The organism is Helicobacter pylori (genome assembly GCF_021062735.1).
Lineage (GTDB): Bacteria > Campylobacterota > Campylobacteria > Campylobacterales > Helicobacteraceae > Helicobacter > Helicobacter pylori_DN.
On sequence record NZ_JAHXLB010000009.1, the window covers coordinates 66,396 to 82,269 of the forward strand.

Below are 15,874 nucleotides of genomic sequence, written 5' to 3' on the forward strand. Positions count from 1 at the left end.
TTATAGCCTCTTTTTTAAGATAGTGGGGGCGATTTTGTGCAAATCTTTGACAAAAGGGATTTTCTTAAACGCATGCTTTTCTTCTACTTCTTTTAATTCTTCACCCTTGCCCTGCTCATAGCCAATTTTTGCAAAATTGAAAGTGTCTTTTTCATCCACTCTCGCGCTGTCTCTCTGCTCTTTACCCACCACTTCTCGGTATTCTTTGCCAAAAATTTTATCCACTTCATACCATTGAGCGAATTCATCGCCTTTGAGCGGGTAAGAGCGCAACAAGGGGTGGCCTACCCAATCATGCGGCATGATAAGGCGTTTCAAATAGGGGTGTTTGTCAAACACAATACCAAGCAAATCATACGCTTCCCTCTCGCTCCAATTAGCTGAGCGGTATAAAAAACTCAAAGAATCCACGCTCTCATTAGGCAATAGGATGCATTTCACGCGCACCCTACGGCGGTTCTTACAGCTATCGCTAAAGCCCACGAATTGATAAAACAATTCAAAATGCCCTTTTTTAGCGCACAAATCTATCGCGCTCATTTCGCTCAAACACTCATAACCCAAATGCCTTAAAGTCGTAGCGACAGAAAAAATATCGTCTTTTTTGATCCAAAACACCGCCGTGTTAGTTTCTATATATTTGTCTAAAACCTCATGCTTGTAAGAAAGGTGGTTGTAAATGACCTCATAAGCGCTGCCCTCTAAATATTTTTTAGGGGTGGGTTCTATGATTTTATAGGGGTCATGCTGGCGCGATTGTTTTTGCACATCTTCATAGGGGGATTGTTTTCTTACCATCACACTAACCTTTTAGGAGCGTCTTGTTTGATCGCTTTAGAGCGTCTGATCTTATCTTGCAAAACCATAAGGGCGTATTGTAAAGTTTCTGGGCGTGGCGCACAACCGGGCAAGTAAATATCCACAGGAACGATCCTGTCCGCTCCTTGAACGGTCGCATAAGTGTTGAACATCCCACCCGTGTTAGCGCAACTCCCCATAGAAATCACCCATTTAGGCTCAGGCATTTGATCATAGAGCCTGCGCATAAACTCGGCATGTTTTTTAGTGAGCGTGCCAGCGATGATCATCACATCAGATTGCCTAGGGCTCGCTCTAAAAATCGTGCCAAATCGGTCAAAATCAAACCTTGAACCCCCTGTCGCCATCATCTCAATCGCGCAACACGCCAAGCCATAAGTTAAGGGCCAAAGCGAATTAGAACGCCCCCAATTCAATAATTTATCCAAAGTGCTTAGAACAACCGGTGCTTGTTGCATTATTTCACCTCTAATTTCTGCCAGCTCAAAGCGTTTCGCTTTAAAGCGTAAATAAAACCAATGGCTAAAAAGAAGACAAAGCCTAGCATTTCAATGAGCCCAAACAAACCTAATTTTTTAAAACCAATCGCCCAAGGAAACATGAAAACGATTTCTACATCAAATAAGATAAAAAGCATGGCCATGATATAGAAATGGTGCGACACCCTATTAGGCTGCTTGAGAGCCACAGGTCCGCATTCATAGGGAGCGAGCTTGAGCTTTTCGCCCTTTTTTTGAGCCATTTTACGGCTTAAAAACCTTTGAATCCTTAAGGTTAAGTTAAACACCCAAAAGGTGAATACCAACAAAACAAAAACGCCAAAATAGGGGTGATTCAATGCTTCTGTGGCTTGTTGCATTAGGCTCTCAGACTCCTTTAATTATTACTTTTAGCAAACGATGGAAGCAATTAAACCATGTTTTTGCTAATCGTTAGCTGAAAAAATAAAAATTATTTCAACATCTCTTAAGAGGCCATTTCTATGAGTTTGGGCATTAAATCTTGCATGGCATGCACCGCGCTTTCATTAATGCATTGGATATTCTGGGGCAAACGGGCGTTTTTAGCTTTAGGGTCAATGTAATAAATGAGAGCGTCTTTATGCGCATGCGTGTAGAGGCTAGCGGCCGGATAGACTTGCAAAGAAGTGCCAATGATGATTAAAAGATGCGCTTGTTTGACTAAAGAAATCGCTTCTTTAAGCAAAGGCACCTCTTCGCCAAACCACACAATATCAGGGCGTAATTGCGATTTGTCCTTGGCCAAGTCGCCTAAATTCAAGTCCTTTTCCCACCTATAAACTAAATTAGGATCTTTTTCGCTGCGAACGCTCAATAACTCTCCATGCAAGTGCAAAATGCGAGAAGAACCCGCCCTTTCATGCAAATCGTCTACATTTTGGGTGATGATATTAACTTGATAGTGTTTTTCCAATTCTGCTAAAGCCTTATGAGCCTTGTTAGGATAGACTTCAAAAAGCTGTCGGCGCCTTTGGTTATAAAAATCCAACACCTTTTGCGGGTTCTTTTTCCAGCCATAAGGCGAGGCAACTTCCATGATGTCATGCCCTTCCCACAAGCCATCAGCGTCCCTAAAGGTTTTAATCCCGCTTTCTGCTGAAATGCCAGCCCCGCTTAAAATCACTAAATTTTTCATGTTTCCTCCTTGATAATTTCAATACGAGTGCCGCTGAGTTTGTCATGCAAAAAAAACTTAAAAATAAAAGGCGTAACAAACCCTATAAGTAACCCCATGCTCAACACCCACAAGACAAAGCGCCACAACGCTAAAAAAAAGCCCACTTTTTCGCCATTATTTTTGACTAATTTAAGCTGAGCGTAACGCATGCCAGGGCTTTGGGATTTAAAAGCGATAAAAAAGCTGTGCGTTAGGGCGTAAAAAAGCAGGCATAAAAAAATCGCGCTCTGGTTTTCCCTAAAATCCTTCGCACTCCCTAAAATCGCATAAGTCATTATATAAAGCATGGGGGTATAAATCATAAAAATATCGGTGATGAAGGCCTTTAAGCGTAAAGAGAGATACAGCCCTTTTAAAGGGCTTTCTAACGCTTGCTTTTTTTCTGGGGTTTTATTTTTTTTGGTTTTTTTAGTTGCCACGACTTCCTGGCTTTATAGCGACGCTACTAGCGCATAAAGGGCAAGAGCTAGGCTTGTGCATGTCAAAAACAAAATCTTCTAAAGCAAAAAGGGGCAAATGGCTAGGCAAACACGCACCCTCTTGGGCTTTTAAATGAGAATGAGTGCGCTTGCAAATACCCCGATTAGCTAAAGCGCCAAAAGCCACGATTTGAGCACCCTTTTCTTCTAAAACTTTAGCGCATTCCATAGCGGATTTTCCCGTAGTGATGATGTCCTCACACACTAAAATTTTTTCGTTTTTTTTGACTTCAAAACCACGCCTTAATGTCATGGTATTATCCACCCTTTCAGTGAATATAAAACGCACGCCCAAAGCCCTTGCAAGCTCATACCCAGCCAAGATCCCCCCAATGGCAGGCGAGCACACGCATTCAATATTCAAATGGGCTTCTTGGATTTGTTTGGCTAATTCTAGCGCTAATTGTTCGGCTAGTTTGGGATCTTCTAAGACTTTAGCGGATTGCAAATAATAATTGGAATGAAACCCACTGCTGAGCAAGAAATGCCCCTCTAATAGCGCTTGAGCGTTTTGATAACATGCCTTAATATCCATGGTTTAGACCTTTAAGATCGCGTCTTCTTTGTTTTTCACGCTTTCATCAATTTTTTTAATGGCTTCATCGGTGATTTTTTGGATCTGCTCTTGGGCTTTTTTGCTTTCATCTTCGCTGATTTCTTTGTCTTTTTCTAATTTTTTCACTTGGTTGTTAGCGTCTTGGCGGATATTCCTCACAGCCACTTTAGCCTTTTCGCCCATCGCTTTGGCGTCTTTTGCGATGAGTTTTCTTTGATCGGTTGTCATGGGCGGGAAAAAAAGCTTGATCGTTTCGCCGTCGTTATTAGGATTGACGCCAATATTGGCTTCTTGAATGGATCTTTCAATTTCTTTGAGCAGGTTTTTTTCCCACGGGCTGATTTGAAGGGTGGTCGCATCCAAGCTCATCACGGAGCCGACTTGATTTAATGCCGTGGGCGTGCCGTAATAATCCACTTTAATGTGATCTAAAATATTGACTGAAACTTTCGCGCTCCTTAGAGTGGAAAAATCTCTGTTTAAAGCTTGAACGCTTTTTTGCATCAAATCTTTGGTTTCGTTATAAATGGCTTGTAACATTATTTTTCATCCTTTTTTTGGTTGGTATGGGCGTTGGTTTGTGTTGCATGCGTTTTAGGCTTTTGGTGGGTGGTTGGGGGCGTTTTGGCGTTCTCTTTGGTTTTTTCAACACCCTTTATACCATTCTCTTTGGCGTCATTTTTTTCGTTCTCTTCATTCTTTTTGGGGCTTTCAACAGAAGGTGCTTTGGCTGGCTCTTTAGGGAGTTCGTTAGGCGTTTGTTGTGGCATTAAAGGATTAGTTGGGGCTTGCTCTAAAGGATTGAGCGTTGGGTTTAATGTGGGATTGAGCGTAGGGTTAAGCGTGCCGGTGGCAGGGACTAAGGGCGAAAGCTCTTTGTTGGTTTTGGTTTCATCTAAAATGCTTTTTCCGTATTCTTTGTTGTAAAAATAGCCCAAAGCGATGGTGTTGATGACAAATAATAGCCCTAAGAACATGGTCAATTTCGCCATAAAGCTTGCGGGCCCTTTAGCACCAAATAAAGAATCGTTGCTCCCGCTATAAGCCCCTAATCCGATGTTAGAACTTTTTTGCAACAAAACCACCACCACAATCAATACCGCTAAAACAATTTGTAAGCCTAACAGAGCGCTCGTCATAAACACTGATTCCTTAAATCCCTAAAATTTAGAAAAAATTACGCTTGATCTTATCTAAAATTTGCTAAGAATACACTAAAATCTAGTTTTAATTTCAAGCGTGGTGCGTTAAAGGCGGTGGTGTTGGACTCTTTTTATTCATTCAATCAGCTTGCATTCAATCAGCATTCATTCAATAAGCATGCCAAAACTTACCATCTTTTTGCCCATATCCAGCAACAAATCGCTATTCATCTTGTTCAATTTTTAAAACAAAAACATTACGCTAAAGTTTTGGATTTAGGATCAGGGAGTGGGGCTGTTTTTAACGCTTTAGAGCGGCAAAATATTGTGATTGAAGACTTTATCGCTTTGGATAATTCCATAAACATGCTCAAATTACACCCCACGCAATCTATTAACATTCAAAAAATCTCTTTAGAGCATGCGGATTTTGAAGAACATGTTTTTTGCGATTATGATTTGGTTGTGTCTTCTTCTTCTTTACAATGGGCAAGGGATTTAAAAAGCGTTTTAGAAAAAATCGCTCTTTCTAGTCAAGAGGTGGCTTTAGCTATCCATACGGATTTTAGTTTGCATGAAGTGCATGAGTTTTTAGGCACGCCTTCGCCTTTAAGGGATCTCAAAACGCTCAAATCCTTAATCAAAAACGCTTTTAAAAATTTTCAAATAGAATTAGAAAACAAGCGCTTCGCTCTTTATTTCAACCGCAAACAAGATTGCTTGAATTACCTTAAAAAATGCGGTCTTTTGGGGGGTTCAACGCTGAGTTTCAAGCAAAAAAAACATTTTTTTCAAAACATGGCGTTTGAAAAATTGAGCTATGAAGTGTTACTCTTTTCTGGGATCAAGCGTTCTTAAAAACCAAGATAAATTAAAATATTAAAATTAGGTGGTTACAATAACACTAACTAAAACAACGAGAAACAACATGCACAAAAAACGAGTCTTTTCAGGCATCCAACCTACCGGACAAATCCACTTGGGCAACTATCTAGGAGCGATCAAGCATTGGGTAGAGATGCAAGATGAATATGAAAACCTTTTTTGCGTCGTCAATTCGCATGCGATCACCCTACCCATAGATCCTGCATTTTTAAAATCCCAAACCTATGAGCTGGTCAAATTGCTTTTAGCTTGCGGGATTAGTCCTAAGCAATCGGGGTTATTCATTCAAAGTGAAGTGGATGAGCACCCGGCTTTAGCGTGGCTATTAAATTGCCAGGTGTCTATGGGGGAAATGCAACGAATGACGCAATTCAAAGACAAGTCTTTAAAAAACCCTAAAAGCGTGAATGTGGGGCTTTTCAATTACCCTATTTTGATGGCGTCAGATATTTTATTATACCAAAGCGATTTAGTGCCAGTGGGCGAAGATCAAAAACAGCATTTAGAGCTCACGCGAAACATTGCAGAAAAATTTAACAGGGATTTTGGGAATTGCTTTAAAGTGCCAGAACCTTTGATCGCTAAAGTGGGGGCAAGGGTTATGGGGCTAGATGATCCAAAAGTGAAGATGAGTAAATCGCATCAAGGGGCTAACCATGCGATTTTTCTTTTAGATGAGCCGGACATTGTTGTAAAAAAAATCAAAAAAGCGGCCACTGATTCTATGGGCGTTATTGCATTTGATGAAAAAAGAGAGGGGATTTTTAACCTTTTAAATATCTACATGCTTTTAAGCAATGAAAGCCCAGAAAAGATAGAAGAGCGTTTCAAAAATAAAGGCTATGGGGATTTTAAAAAGGAATTAGCTGAAGTAATGATCCAGGCTTTAAAACCTATCCAAGAAAGATACAAAGAAATCAGCGATGATGAGGTGAAAGCCGTTTTAAATTGCGGCACTGAAAAAGCTAGGCCCTTAGCGAGGGCGACTTACCAGAAGGCTAAAGAACTGATGGGGTTGATTTAGATGAAAATTTTAAGTTTATGGTTAGGGGTGTTTTGTTTCCTTAAGGCTACGCCTTATTTATACTTGGGCGAAGAGCCTAAATATAAAGACAATTTCACGCATTTTGAATACGCTAACCCTAACGCCAGAAAAGGCGGTGTTTTAAGAAATGACGCCATAGGGACTTTTGATAGCCTTAACCCTTTTGCGCTTAAAGGCACTAAAGCCGAAGGCTTGGATCTGATTTATGACACTTTAATGGTGCAAAGTTTAGACGAACCTTTTGCAGAATACCCCTTAATCGCTAAAGACGCAGAAGTGGCTAAAGACAATAGCTATGTGATTTTTACGATAGATAAAAGAGCGAGATTTAGCAATAACGCTCCCATTTTAGCGAGCGATGTGAAGTTTAGCTTTGATACGATCATGAAATTAGGATCGCCTATTTATAGGCAGTATTACCAAGATGTTAAAAAGGCGGTTATCTTAGACAAACACCATGTTAAATTCATTTTCAAAACCACTGAAAATAAAGAGTTGCCTCTCATTTTAGGGCAGTTGCAAATCTTTTCCAAAAAAGCGTTTCAAAAGGATTATTTTGAAAAAAACCCCTTACTCATTCCTGTTTCTAGTGGCCCTTATGTGATCGCTTCTTTTGATGTGGGTAAGAAAATCACCTACCAAAAAAACCCTAATTATTGGGCGAGGAATTTGCCTAGCAGAAAGGGGCAATTCAATTTTGATGAGATCAAATTTGAGTATTATAAAGACGAAACCATCGCTTTACAGGCTTTTTTAAGCGGGGCGTATGATTGGCGCATTGAAAGCACGGCTAAAATTTGGGCTAGGGGCTATGTGGGGAAAGCTATGGATAATAAAAAAATCACTAAATACCTCATAGCCCATAAAATGCCAAGCGGCATGCAAGGGTTTTTCTTCAACACGCGCCGGGAAATTTTTAAGGATAAAAGGGTGCGTGAAGCCTTATTTTATGCGTTTGATTTTGAATGGGCGAATAAAAATTTGTTTTTTTCGCAATACAAGCGTACCACCAGTTTTTTCAGCAACTCTGTTTATGCGTCCCCTCCACTCCCAAGCCCTGAAGAAAAAGTTCTGTTAGCCCCTTATGAAAAGAGTTTAGATGAAAGGGTTTTTAAAGAGCCTTATGTTGTGCCTAGAACCGATGGGCCTGATGTTTTGGGCGATAATTTGAGGGAAAATTTAAAATACGCTCAAAACCTTTTAAAAAGTGCGGGCTTTTCTTACAAAAACATGCGTTTGGTGGATAAGAATAACAAGCCGTTTAGTTTCACTTTGCTTTTAAACAGCCCAGCCTTTGAAAGACTGGCCCTAGCCTTTGCTAAAAACTTAAGGGTGTTAGGGATTGAAATGAAAATCCAAAGAGTGGATTTAAGCCAGTATGTCAATCGGATTAAAAGCTATGATTTTGACATGATTGTAGGAGTGATTGGTCAATCGTCTTTCCCGGGTAATGAGCAGCGCTTTTATTTTGGCTCTTTGAGCGCGAAAGAAAAAGGCACAAGAAATTATGCGGGAATCTCTAGTAAAGCGGTAGATGGTTTGATTGAAAAAATCATTAACGCTAAAGATTACAAGGAACAATTAGCTGCCATTCAAGCGATGGATAGGGTGCTGTTGTGGGGGTTTTATGTGATACCGCATTTTTATTTGCCTAATTACAGGATCGCAGCGTATAATTACATTGGCATGCCTGAAATCAGCCCTAGCTATGGATTTTCGCCGTATTTGTGGTGGATAAAAGAAAAGGATCTTCAATGATTGCTTACATCCTCAAACGCTTGCTTTTAATTATCCCCACTTTATTAGCCATCATGACGATTAATTTCTTTTTGATCCAATCGGCCCCAGGAGGCCCTATAGAGCAGATGATGGCTAAAATCAATAACACGCAGTCCAAAGAGATTCAAGGCGTTGTTAAAGAGCGTTCGTATAGGGCGTCTCAAGGGTTGGAGAGCGATTTGTTAGAAAATTTAAAAAAACTCTATGGTTTTGACAAGCCCATAGGGGAGCGCTATCTTCTCATGCTCAAAAAATATCTGCAATTTGATTTTGGGGAGAGCTTTTATCGCCAGATTAAAGTGATAGATTTGATTAAGGAAAAATTGCCCGTATCCATTTCGTTAGGGCTTTTTAGCACGCTTTTGATCTATCTTATTTCTATCCCTTTAGGGATTTTCAAGGCCAAACGCAATAACGAGCCTTTAGACGTGCTAAGCAGTGTGGTGATCATTGTCGCTAACGCTATCCCGGCCTTTTTGTTTGCGGTGGTGTTGATCGTGTTTTTTGCTGGAGGGAATTATTGGCATTGGTTCCCTTTAAAAAGGCTAGTGAGCGATAATTTTGAAAGTTTGAGCGCATTAGGCAAAATCAAAGATTATTTATGGCATATCACCTTGCCCGTTCTTTGCATTTCTTTAGGGGGTTTTGCAAGCCTTACGCTTTTAGTGAAAAACTCTTTTTTAGATGAAATGGGCAAGCTTTATGTACTGAGCGCTAAGGCTAAGGGCTGTTCAGTGGGGCGTATTTTTTATGTGCATGTGTTCCGCAATGCGATTTTATTAGTGGTGGCGGGTTTTCCGCAAGCTTTTTTGGGCATGTTTTTTAGCTCAAGCTTATTGATAGAGATTGTTTTCAGCCTGGATGGGTTAGGGCTTTTAGGGTATGAAAGCATTGTGAGTAGGGATTATCCTGTCGTGTTTGGTTCACTTTATATTTTCACGCTTTTAGGTTTGGTAGCGAGTTTGATAAGCGATTTGCTCTGCGTGGTGATTGACCCTAGGATTGATTTTGAAAAGCGTTGAGAGTAGGAATGAAAACTGAGATGAAATCTTCTTTAAAACTTTTTATGCGGCCTTTGTTGGTGGTTTTGGCGTTCATGTTGTTGTATGCTTTAGTGCATGCTGCACTTGGTTTTTATGTGAAAAAAGACAGCGCTCCAATAAGCCCAAATATAGAAGAAACCGAGACAGAGCGTCAAAACAGCACGCTTTCGCCCAAACAAGAAGAAGCCAACACGACCACAACCGCCACAGAAGAAAACCCCACCAAAGACACAGCGCCACCTTTAGAAACAGCCACGCAAGAAAAAGAAACTAAACAAGAGATTAAACAAGAGCAAGAAAAAGAAAACGAGTCTAAACAAAACAGCGTCTCGCCCGTTCAAAACAACCAAAAAACCCCTACAACCCCCTTAATGGGAAAAAAACCTTTAGAGTATAAGGTCGCAGTCAGTGGCGTGAATGTGCGTGCTTTTCCTAGCACAAAAGGTAAAATCTTGGGATTGCTTTTAAAAAATAAAAGCGTGAAGGTTTTAGAAATCCAAAACGATTGGGCTGAAATTGAATTTTCTAATAAAACAAAGGGCTATGTGTTTTTAAAACTTTTAAAAAAGGCTGAATGAAAGAATAATGAAATTAAAATCTTTTGGGGTTTTTGGAAATCCCATTAAGCATTCCAAATCGCCCTTAATCCATAACGCTTGTTTTTTAACTTTTCAAAAAAAATTAGGGTTTTTAGGGCATTACCACCCCATATTACTCCCTTTAGAAAGCCGTATCAAAAACGAGTTCTTGCATTTAGGATTGAGTGGGGCTAATGTAACCTTACCCTTTAAAGAAAGGGCGTTTCAAATTTGCGATAAGATCAAAGGTATCGCGCTTGAATGCGGAGCAGTCAATACGCTTGTTTTAGAAAATGATGAGCTTGTGGGTTACAATACCGACGCTTTAGGGTTTTATCTTTCTTTAAAGCAAAAAAACTATCAAAACGCTTTGATTTTAGGCTCTGGGGGGAGCGCTAAAGCCCTAGCGTGCGAATTGAAAAAACAAGGCTTGAAAGTGAGCGTGTTAAACCGCTCTGCTAGGGGATTGGATTTTTTCCAACGCTTGGGCTGTGATTGTTTTATGGAGCCTCCTAAAAGCGCTTTTGATTTGATCATTAACGCCACTTCAGCGAGTTTGAATAACGAATTGCCTTTGAATAAAGAGGTTTTGAAAGGGTATTTTAAAGAGGGCAAGCTCGCTTATGATTTGGCGTATGAGTTTTTAACGCCCTTTTTGTCTTTAGCCAAAGAGTTAAAAACCCCTTTTCAAGATGGGAAAGACATGCTCATCTATCAAGCTGCTTTAAGTTTTGAAAAATTCAGTGCTTCTCAAATCCCTTATTCAAAGGCGTTTGAAGTCATGCGAAGTGTTTTTTGATGCAAGGGTTTTTAAGAAGCCTGTTTTTTGGGGTTAAAAAGATCCCTAAACCATTCGCCCCTCTAATAGAAAGGGGCGTTTTAAAAGAAGCGGTTGGATTCAACAAGGAGTGCTATTTTTTAAAAGAAGGCTTTGATATAGGTAGGATTGAATGGGCAGAAAATAAGGCGTTTTTCATTTCTTTAGCGAAAAATTACCCTAAAGATCCTTTAATCAAAAACTTACCCCCATCTTTTAAAACAGACGCTTTGATTTTATGCCAAATAGAATGTTCTAAAAAACGCCCCATAGCCTTTTTTAAAGCCGCTCTTTTTGATGTGCAAGACACGATGATAGCTTACTTGGCTAAAGAAAAAAACCAGATTGTGGCTATCCCTTTTAAAGAGCCTTTTAAAAAACCTGTTTCTTTAAAGCACAGCCAAAGATCCTTATTAGAATTGCCCAGGCATTGCGTGGTAAAGATCGATCTTAAAAAGCGTGAAATCAGCGAAATTTTAGGGGCTTTAGAAGACCCTTTAATAGATGAAAACCTTTCTTTAAGCCTTTTTGACAGGATTAAGGATTTTTCAAAAGATTGTTTGAATTTAGCCCAACATTACGCGCAACTCAAAGAGAGCGATTTTAAAGACAGGATCAATTATTCTCACATCCCTTTTATCACCATTGACCCCAAAGACGCTAAAGATTTTGACGATGCGATTTTTTATGATCAAGAAAAAAGGGTTTTGTTTGTGGCGGTTGCTGATGTGAGCGAATTTGTGCCGAAACATTCCAGTTTGGATAAAGAAGCTAGGCTTAGGGGCTTTAGCGTGTATTTCCCTAACAGCGTCTATCCCATGTTGCCTTTGAGTTTGTCTCAAGGGGCATGCTCATTAAAAGCGTTTGAAAAACGCCTGGCTTTAGTGTATGAAATCCCTTTAGATAATTTGAAAAACGCCCGATTATCTCAAGGCGTCATTGAAGTTAGGGCTAATTGCACTTATGAAGAAATCAATCATTTTTTAAGCGCTAATCAAAGCTCTTTAGATAAAGATTTGCAACAAAGCCTTTTGGGGTTTTTAGAGATGGCTTTAAAGTTAAAAAAGGAGCGTTTAAAAAAGGGGTTTAATTTCAATTCCTTTGAAAACAAGCTGTATTTAAATAAAGAAGGGCGTATAGAAAAAATTGAAACGCAACAAGAAAGCGATGCACACACTCTTATAGAAGAAGCCATGCTCTTAGCCAACCAGTCTAGCGCGAGGTTATTAGATGAGCATTTTCACAATAAGGGGATATACCGCACCCATAAAGAGCCAAGTTTGGAGCAGCAAAAACGCCTTTACGCCAAGCTTTTTGATTATGAGATTGTTCGCCCTAAAAACATGGGCTTTTTTCCTTTTTTAGAGCATGCCTTAAAGATAGCCAAAGAAAAGAGTATAGAAAGAGAAGTTTCACGCCTAATCATCAAGTCTCAAAATTTAGCCCTTTATAGCCCCATGCAAGAAAGCCATTTTGGTTTGGGGTTTGCCAGCTATACGCATTTCACTTCGCCCATTAGACGATACAGCGATCTAGCCTTACACAGGCTTTTAAAAGAATTATTATTCCATCAAGCTAAAGGCTGTTCGTATTTGTTAGAAGAAACGCCTGAATTATGTTCTGAATTGAACGCTTTACAAAAAAAGGCCGCTTTGATTGAAAGGGATTTCATCAAACGCAAATTCGCCCGCTTGGCTTTAGAGTTTTTAGAAAAAGAGTTTTTGGGCGTGGTTTTAGAGGTTAAAGATTGGGTGGTGGTGGGGTTAAAAGAATTAATAGGGCTTAAAGTTTTAATCAAAACGAACAAGGTTTTTAAACCTTTAGAAAAGGTGCGCGTTACAATCACGCATGCGGATTTGATTTTAGGGCAAGTTATAGGCGAAATCACAGAAAGGATCAAAGAGCATGTATCGTAAAGATTTGGACCATTATTTAAAACAACGACTCCCTAAAGCGGTGTTTTTGTATGGGGAGTTTGATTTTTTTATCCATTATTACATTCAAACGATTAGCTCGCTTTTTAAATGCAATAACCCTGACACAGAAACTTCGCTTTTTTATGCGAGCGATTATGAAAAAAGCCAGATTGCGACCCTTTTAGAGCAGGATTCTTTATTTGGAGGGAGCAGTTTAGTCATTTTAAAACTGGATTTTGCGCTGCATAAGAAATTTAAAGAAAATGATATCAATCTTTTTTTAAAAGCTTTAGAGCGGCCTAGCCATAACAGGCTTATCATAGGGCTTTATAATGCTAAAAGCGACACCACCAAATACAAATACACTAGCGATGCTATCGTTAAATCTTTCCAAAAAAGCCCCTTGAAAGATGAAGCCATTTGCGCACGCTTTTTTACCCCTAAAGCTTGGGAGAGTTTGAAGTTCTTGCAAGAAAGGGCTAATGCTTTACATTTAGACATCAGCGGCCATCTTTTAAACGCTCTTTTTGAAATTAATAACGAAGATTTAAGCATTTCATTTAACGATTTAGACAAGCTAGCGGTTTTAAACGCACCCATCACTTTAGAAGACATTCAAGAATTAAGCTCTAATGCGGGGGATATGGATTTGCAAAAGCTCATTTTAGGGCTTTTTTTGAAAAAAAGCGTGCTTGATATTTATGATTATTTGTTAAAAGAGGGCAAAAAAGATGCGGATATTTTAAGGGGGTTAGAGCGGTATTTTTACCAGCTTTTTTTATTTTTCGCCCACATTAAAACGACCGGTTTAATGGACGCTAAAGAGGTTTTAGGCTACGCTCCTCCTAAAGAAATTGCCGAAAATTACGCTAAAAACGCCCTGCGTTTGAAAGAAGCCGGCTATAAGAGGGTTTTTGAAATTTTTAGGTTATGGCACATTCAAAGCATGCAAGGGCAAAAGGAATTGGGCTTTTTGTATTTGACCCCCATTCAAAAAATCATTAACCCTTGAAAAATGAACTGGTTTTGAGCTTTAATATTCCAATAAAACTCAATTTAATCCAAAAACAAGCGAAAGCAAGGTATAATCAAAAGTTTTTTAGACCTTGCTCTTTTTTAGTAAAAAAAGGGCTATACAACCACAAGGAGAATGGATGAGGCATTATGAAACGATGTTTATTCTCAAACCTACTTTAGTAGAAGAAGAGATTAAATCCAAAATTGAGTTTTACAGAGAAGTGATCACTAAGCACCACGGCGTGATTGAAACGAGCCTGGATATGGGCATGCGTAATTTGGCTTATGAAATCAAAAAGCATAAAAGAGGCTATTATTATGTGGCGTATTTCAAAGCGGAGCCGTCAATGATTTTAGAGCTTGAACGATTGTATCGCATCAATGAAGATGTGTTGCGTTTCATTGTGATCAAATACGAAAGCAAGAAAGAAGTGGAAGCGTGGCATGCGTTAGTGGATAGGGCTAATAAAAAGCCACCGCACGCCAAAGAAAAACACGAAAAAACCGAACACACGCATTCTAACCACACAGAGGAAGCAGAAAGCGTAGGATCTCATAGCGAATAAGGGCTTATCATGTTTAATAAAGTGATTATGGTAGGGCGTTTGACCAGGAATGTGGAGTTGAAATATTTGCCTAGCGGTTCGGCTGCGGCTACAATAGGTTTAGCCACAAGCAGGCGTTTCAAAAAACAAGACGGCACGCTAGGCGAAGAGGTGTGCTTCATAGATGCGCGTTTGTTTGGGCGAACGGCTGAAATCGCTAACCAGTATTTAAGCAAGGGTTCAAGCGTTTTGATAGAAGGGCGTTTGACTTATGAGAGCTGGATGGATCAAACGGGCAAAAAAAATTCCCGCCACACCATCACAGCAGACTCGTTACAATTTATGGATAAAAAGTCAGACAATCCCCAAGCAAACGCTATGCAAGATAGCGTAATGCATGAGAATTTCAACAACGCTTATCCTACTAATTATAACGCTCCTAGCCAAGATCCTTTTAACCAAGCCCAAAGTTATGCGCAAAACGCTCACGCTAAAGAGAATTTACAAGCACAGCCGTCCAAGTATCAAAACAGCGTGCCTGAAATCAATATTGATGAAGAAGAAATCCCCTTTTAAGGGTTAAAATTAAGGAGAAATTATGGAAAGAAAACGCTATTCAAAACGCTATTGCAAATACACTGAAGCTAAAATCAGCTTTATTGACTATAAAGATTTAGACATGCTCAAGCACACGCTATCAGAGCGCTATAAAATCATGCCAAGGAGATTGACAGGCAATAGCAAAAAGTGGCAAGAAAGGGTGGAAGTAGCGATCAAAAGAGCCCGCCACATGGCTTTAATCCCCTACATTGTGGATAGGAAAAAAGTCGTGGATAGCCCTTTTAAACAGCACTAAATGTTTGATTAGGGCTAATAGGGGGCATGCCCCCTTTAATCTTATTTAATCTTATTTAATCTTATTTAATCTTATTTAATCTTATTTAATCTTATTTAATCTTATTTAATCTTATTTAATCTTATTTAATCTTATTTAATCTTATTTAATCTTGGCTTGGTTTTTATGGAGCGCTAGAGGTAAAAACGATAAAAATCCCCTTTAAAACCACCCAAGCAGAAATCCCAAATGTCTTTAGCGTTTGGGCGCTTCATTCACAAAATGAAAAAAGCTTGATTTTGGCGGTGATTTCTTAAGCGTTATTAGGGGGTTTAGTGGGAATGTTATTCCAAAATACCCCCTTAAGAGTCTTGCAGCCAAATCTAAAACGATCCCACCAAGTTAAAAAACCCCCATTTTTATCCCTATTAAATCCCATTTTAAACCCTTTTTAATATTGAGAATTTTTCCAAAACACCCAAAAACCTTTTTTTTTTTTTTTTTTGAAACAACAAAATGCCAAATTAGTGCAAAAATCTTACCAATTCATACTATAATTAACGAGATCTTGTGATAAGATTCCCAATTTAATTTAAAAAGGAGAAAACATGAAAAAAACCCTTTTACTCTCTCTCTCTCTCTCTCGTTTTTGCTCCACGCTGAAGACGACGGCTTTTACACAAGCGTAGGCTATCAGATCGGTGAAGCCACTCAAATGGT

Annotated in this window: 20 protein-coding genes; 11 read left to right on the top strand and 9 right to left on the bottom strand. The window is 39.3% G+C overall.

Annotated elements, in window-relative coordinates; translation table 11 throughout:
• The 8 genes from KX581_RS05375 to secG all read right to left on the bottom strand — a co-directional run bounded on the left by KX581_RS05375 (window position 1) and on the right by secG (window position 4,691).
• The gene (locus KX581_RS05375) at window positions 1-798 is read right to left on the bottom strand and encodes an NADH-quinone oxidoreductase subunit C (protein WP_164865940.1); all 798 of its coding nucleotides are present in this window, start codon (window positions 796-798) and stop codon (window positions 1-3) included.
• Window positions 798-1,277, bottom strand: coding sequence for a NuoB/complex I 20 kDa subunit family protein (locus KX581_RS05380; protein WP_001183508.1), 480 nt, complete (start codon window positions 1,275-1,277; stop codon window positions 798-800). Before KX581_RS05380 ends, KX581_RS05375 begins: the two co-directional genes overlap by 1 nt.
• Window positions 1,277-1,678, bottom strand: coding sequence for an NAD(P)H-quinone oxidoreductase subunit 3 (locus tag KX581_RS05385; RefSeq protein ID WP_231175784.1), 402 nt, complete (start codon window positions 1,676-1,678; stop codon window positions 1,277-1,279). Before KX581_RS05385 ends, KX581_RS05380 begins: the two co-directional genes overlap by 1 nt.
• A 107-nt stretch (window positions 1,679-1,785) precedes the next feature.
• Complete coding sequence (locus KX581_RS05390) at window positions 1,786-2,475, bottom strand: SIR2 family NAD-dependent protein deacylase (protein WP_078251183.1); 690 nt, start codon at window positions 2,473-2,475, stop codon at window positions 1,786-1,788.
• Entirely contained in the window at window positions 2,472-2,936 is a 465-nt protein-coding gene (locus KX581_RS05395; protein WP_231175785.1) for an RDD family protein, read from the bottom strand. The genes KX581_RS05390 and KX581_RS05395 overlap by 4 nt, the downstream gene beginning before the upstream one ends.
• On the bottom strand, window positions 2,926-3,531 hold the full coding sequence (gene pyrE / locus KX581_RS05400; RefSeq protein WP_120834340.1) for an orotate phosphoribosyltransferase: 606 nt from the start codon (window positions 3,529-3,531) through the stop codon (window positions 2,926-2,928). The genes KX581_RS05395 and pyrE overlap by 11 nt, the downstream gene beginning before the upstream one ends.
• Window positions 3,532-3,534: 3 nt before the next feature.
• The gene (gene frr, locus KX581_RS05405; RefSeq protein ID WP_108327221.1) at window positions 3,535-4,092 is read right to left on the bottom strand and encodes a ribosome recycling factor; all 558 of its coding nucleotides are present in this window, start codon (window positions 4,090-4,092) and stop codon (window positions 3,535-3,537) included.
• Complete coding sequence (gene secG / locus KX581_RS05410; protein ID WP_180600044.1) at window positions 4,092-4,691, bottom strand: preprotein translocase subunit SecG; 600 nt, start codon at window positions 4,689-4,691, stop codon at window positions 4,092-4,094. Before secG ends, frr begins: the two co-directional genes overlap by 1 nt.
• 123 nt (window positions 4,692-4,814) lie before the next feature.
• Between secG and KX581_RS05415 the strand changes: the two genes are divergently transcribed.
• The 11 genes from KX581_RS05415 (at window position 4,815) to rpsR (ending at window position 15,175) form a co-directional block, all read left to right on the top strand.
• Window positions 4,815-5,552 (top strand): methyltransferase domain-containing protein, encoded by a 738-nt coding sequence (locus tag KX581_RS05415; RefSeq protein WP_180629865.1) that lies wholly within the window; start codon window positions 4,815-4,817, stop codon window positions 5,550-5,552.
• Window positions 5,553-5,622: 70 nt separating this feature from the next.
• Entirely contained in the window at window positions 5,623-6,603 is a 981-nt protein-coding gene (gene trpS, locus KX581_RS05420; RefSeq protein ID WP_231175786.1) for a tryptophan--tRNA ligase, read from the top strand.
• Window positions 6,604-8,382, top strand: coding sequence for an extracellular solute-binding protein (locus KX581_RS05425; protein WP_231175787.1), 1,779 nt, complete (start codon window positions 6,604-6,606; stop codon window positions 8,380-8,382).
• On the top strand, window positions 8,379-9,425 hold the full coding sequence (locus KX581_RS05430; RefSeq protein WP_231175788.1) for a microcin C ABC transporter permease YejB: 1,047 nt from the start codon (window positions 8,379-8,381) through the stop codon (window positions 9,423-9,425). The genes KX581_RS05425 and KX581_RS05430 overlap by 4 nt, the downstream gene beginning before the upstream one ends.
• 8 nt (window positions 9,426-9,433) lie before the next feature.
• Window positions 9,434-10,024 carry an SH3 domain-containing protein gene (locus tag KX581_RS05435; protein ID WP_231175789.1) on the top strand — a complete coding sequence of 197 codons (591 nt, stop codon included), beginning with the start codon at window positions 9,434-9,436 and terminating at the stop codon, window positions 10,022-10,024.
• Between the two features lie 7 nt (window positions 10,025-10,031).
• Entirely contained in the window at window positions 10,032-10,823 is a 792-nt protein-coding gene (locus KX581_RS05440) for a shikimate dehydrogenase (RefSeq protein ID WP_180523967.1), read from the top strand.
• Complete coding sequence (locus KX581_RS05445; RefSeq protein ID WP_231175790.1) at window positions 10,823-12,757, top strand: RNB domain-containing ribonuclease; 1,935 nt, start codon at window positions 10,823-10,825, stop codon at window positions 12,755-12,757. The genes KX581_RS05440 and KX581_RS05445 overlap by 1 nt, the downstream gene beginning before the upstream one ends.
• Window positions 12,747-13,769 (top strand): DNA polymerase III subunit delta, encoded by a 1,023-nt coding sequence (holA, locus tag KX581_RS05450; protein ID WP_120873094.1) that lies wholly within the window; start codon window positions 12,747-12,749, stop codon window positions 13,767-13,769. Before KX581_RS05445 ends, holA begins: the two co-directional genes overlap by 11 nt.
• Window positions 13,770-13,911: 142 nt before the next feature.
• Complete coding sequence (gene rpsF, locus KX581_RS05455) at window positions 13,912-14,340, top strand: 30S ribosomal protein S6 (protein WP_231175791.1); 429 nt, start codon at window positions 13,912-13,914, stop codon at window positions 14,338-14,340.
• Between the two features lie 9 nt (window positions 14,341-14,349).
• Window positions 14,350-14,895, top strand: a complete 546-nt coding sequence (locus tag KX581_RS05460) for a single-stranded DNA-binding protein (RefSeq protein WP_058330252.1) — start codon at window positions 14,350-14,352, stop codon at window positions 14,893-14,895.
• A 22-nt stretch (window positions 14,896-14,917) separates the two neighbouring features.
• The gene (rpsR, locus tag KX581_RS05465; RefSeq protein ID WP_000440196.1) at window positions 14,918-15,175 is read left to right on the top strand and encodes a 30S ribosomal protein S18; all 258 of its coding nucleotides are present in this window, start codon (window positions 14,918-14,920) and stop codon (window positions 15,173-15,175) included.
• A gap of 292 nt (window positions 15,176-15,467) precedes the next feature.
• Here the strand turns inward: rpsR and KX581_RS08270 are convergent, their stop codons facing one another.
• A complete protein-coding gene (locus tag KX581_RS08270) occupies window positions 15,468-15,593 on the bottom strand; it encodes a hypothetical protein (protein ID WP_269201258.1) in 126 nt (41 codons plus the stop codon).
• Window positions 15,594-15,874 lie beyond the last annotated feature (281 nt).

Excerpts from the sequence above, each read along its gene's own strand:
- KX581_RS05375 (WP_164865940.1), bottom strand. The coding sequence starts at position 798 with ATGGTAAGAAAACAATCCCCCTATGAAGATGTGCAAAAACAATCGCGC.
- KX581_RS05380 (WP_001183508.1), bottom strand. The coding sequence starts at position 1,277 with ATGCAACAAGCACCGGTTGTTCTAAGCACTTTGGATAAATTATTGAAT.
- KX581_RS05385 (WP_231175784.1), bottom strand. The coding sequence starts at position 1,678 with ATGCAACAAGCCACAGAAGCATTGAATCACCCCTATTTTGGCGTTTTT.
- KX581_RS05390 (WP_078251183.1), bottom strand. The coding sequence starts at position 2,475 with ATGAAAAATTTAGTGATTTTAAGCGGGGCTGGCATTTCAGCAGAAAGC.
- pyrE (WP_120834340.1), bottom strand. The coding sequence starts at position 3,531 with ATGGATATTAAGGCATGTTATCAAAACGCTCAAGCGCTATTAGAGGGG.
- frr (WP_108327221.1), bottom strand. The coding sequence starts at position 4,092 with ATGTTACAAGCCATTTATAACGAAACCAAAGATTTGATGCAAAAAAGC.
- secG (WP_180600044.1), bottom strand. The coding sequence starts at position 4,691 with ATGACGAGCGCTCTGTTAGGCTTACAAATTGTTTTAGCGGTATTGATT.
- trpS (WP_231175786.1), top strand. The coding sequence starts at position 5,623 with ATGCACAAAAAACGAGTCTTTTCAGGCATCCAACCTACCGGACAAATC.
- KX581_RS05425 (WP_231175787.1), top strand. The coding sequence starts at position 6,604 with ATGAAAATTTTAAGTTTATGGTTAGGGGTGTTTTGTTTCCTTAAGGCT.
- KX581_RS05430 (WP_231175788.1), top strand. The coding sequence starts at position 8,379 with ATGATTGCTTACATCCTCAAACGCTTGCTTTTAATTATCCCCACTTTA.
- KX581_RS05435 (WP_231175789.1), top strand. The coding sequence starts at position 9,434 with ATGAAAACTGAGATGAAATCTTCTTTAAAACTTTTTATGCGGCCTTTG.
- KX581_RS05440 (WP_180523967.1), top strand. The coding sequence starts at position 10,032 with ATGAAATTAAAATCTTTTGGGGTTTTTGGAAATCCCATTAAGCATTCC.
- KX581_RS05445 (WP_231175790.1), top strand. The coding sequence starts at position 10,823 with ATGCAAGGGTTTTTAAGAAGCCTGTTTTTTGGGGTTAAAAAGATCCCT.
- holA (WP_120873094.1), top strand. The coding sequence starts at position 12,747 with ATGTATCGTAAAGATTTGGACCATTATTTAAAACAACGACTCCCTAAA.
- rpsF (WP_231175791.1), top strand. The coding sequence starts at position 13,912 with ATGAGGCATTATGAAACGATGTTTATTCTCAAACCTACTTTAGTAGAA.
- KX581_RS05460 (WP_058330252.1), top strand. The coding sequence starts at position 14,350 with ATGTTTAATAAAGTGATTATGGTAGGGCGTTTGACCAGGAATGTGGAG.
- rpsR (WP_000440196.1), top strand. The coding sequence starts at position 14,918 with ATGGAAAGAAAACGCTATTCAAAACGCTATTGCAAATACACTGAAGCT.
- KX581_RS08270 (WP_269201258.1), bottom strand. The coding sequence starts at position 15,593 with ATGGGATTTAATAGGGATAAAAATGGGGGTTTTTTAACTTGGTGGGAT.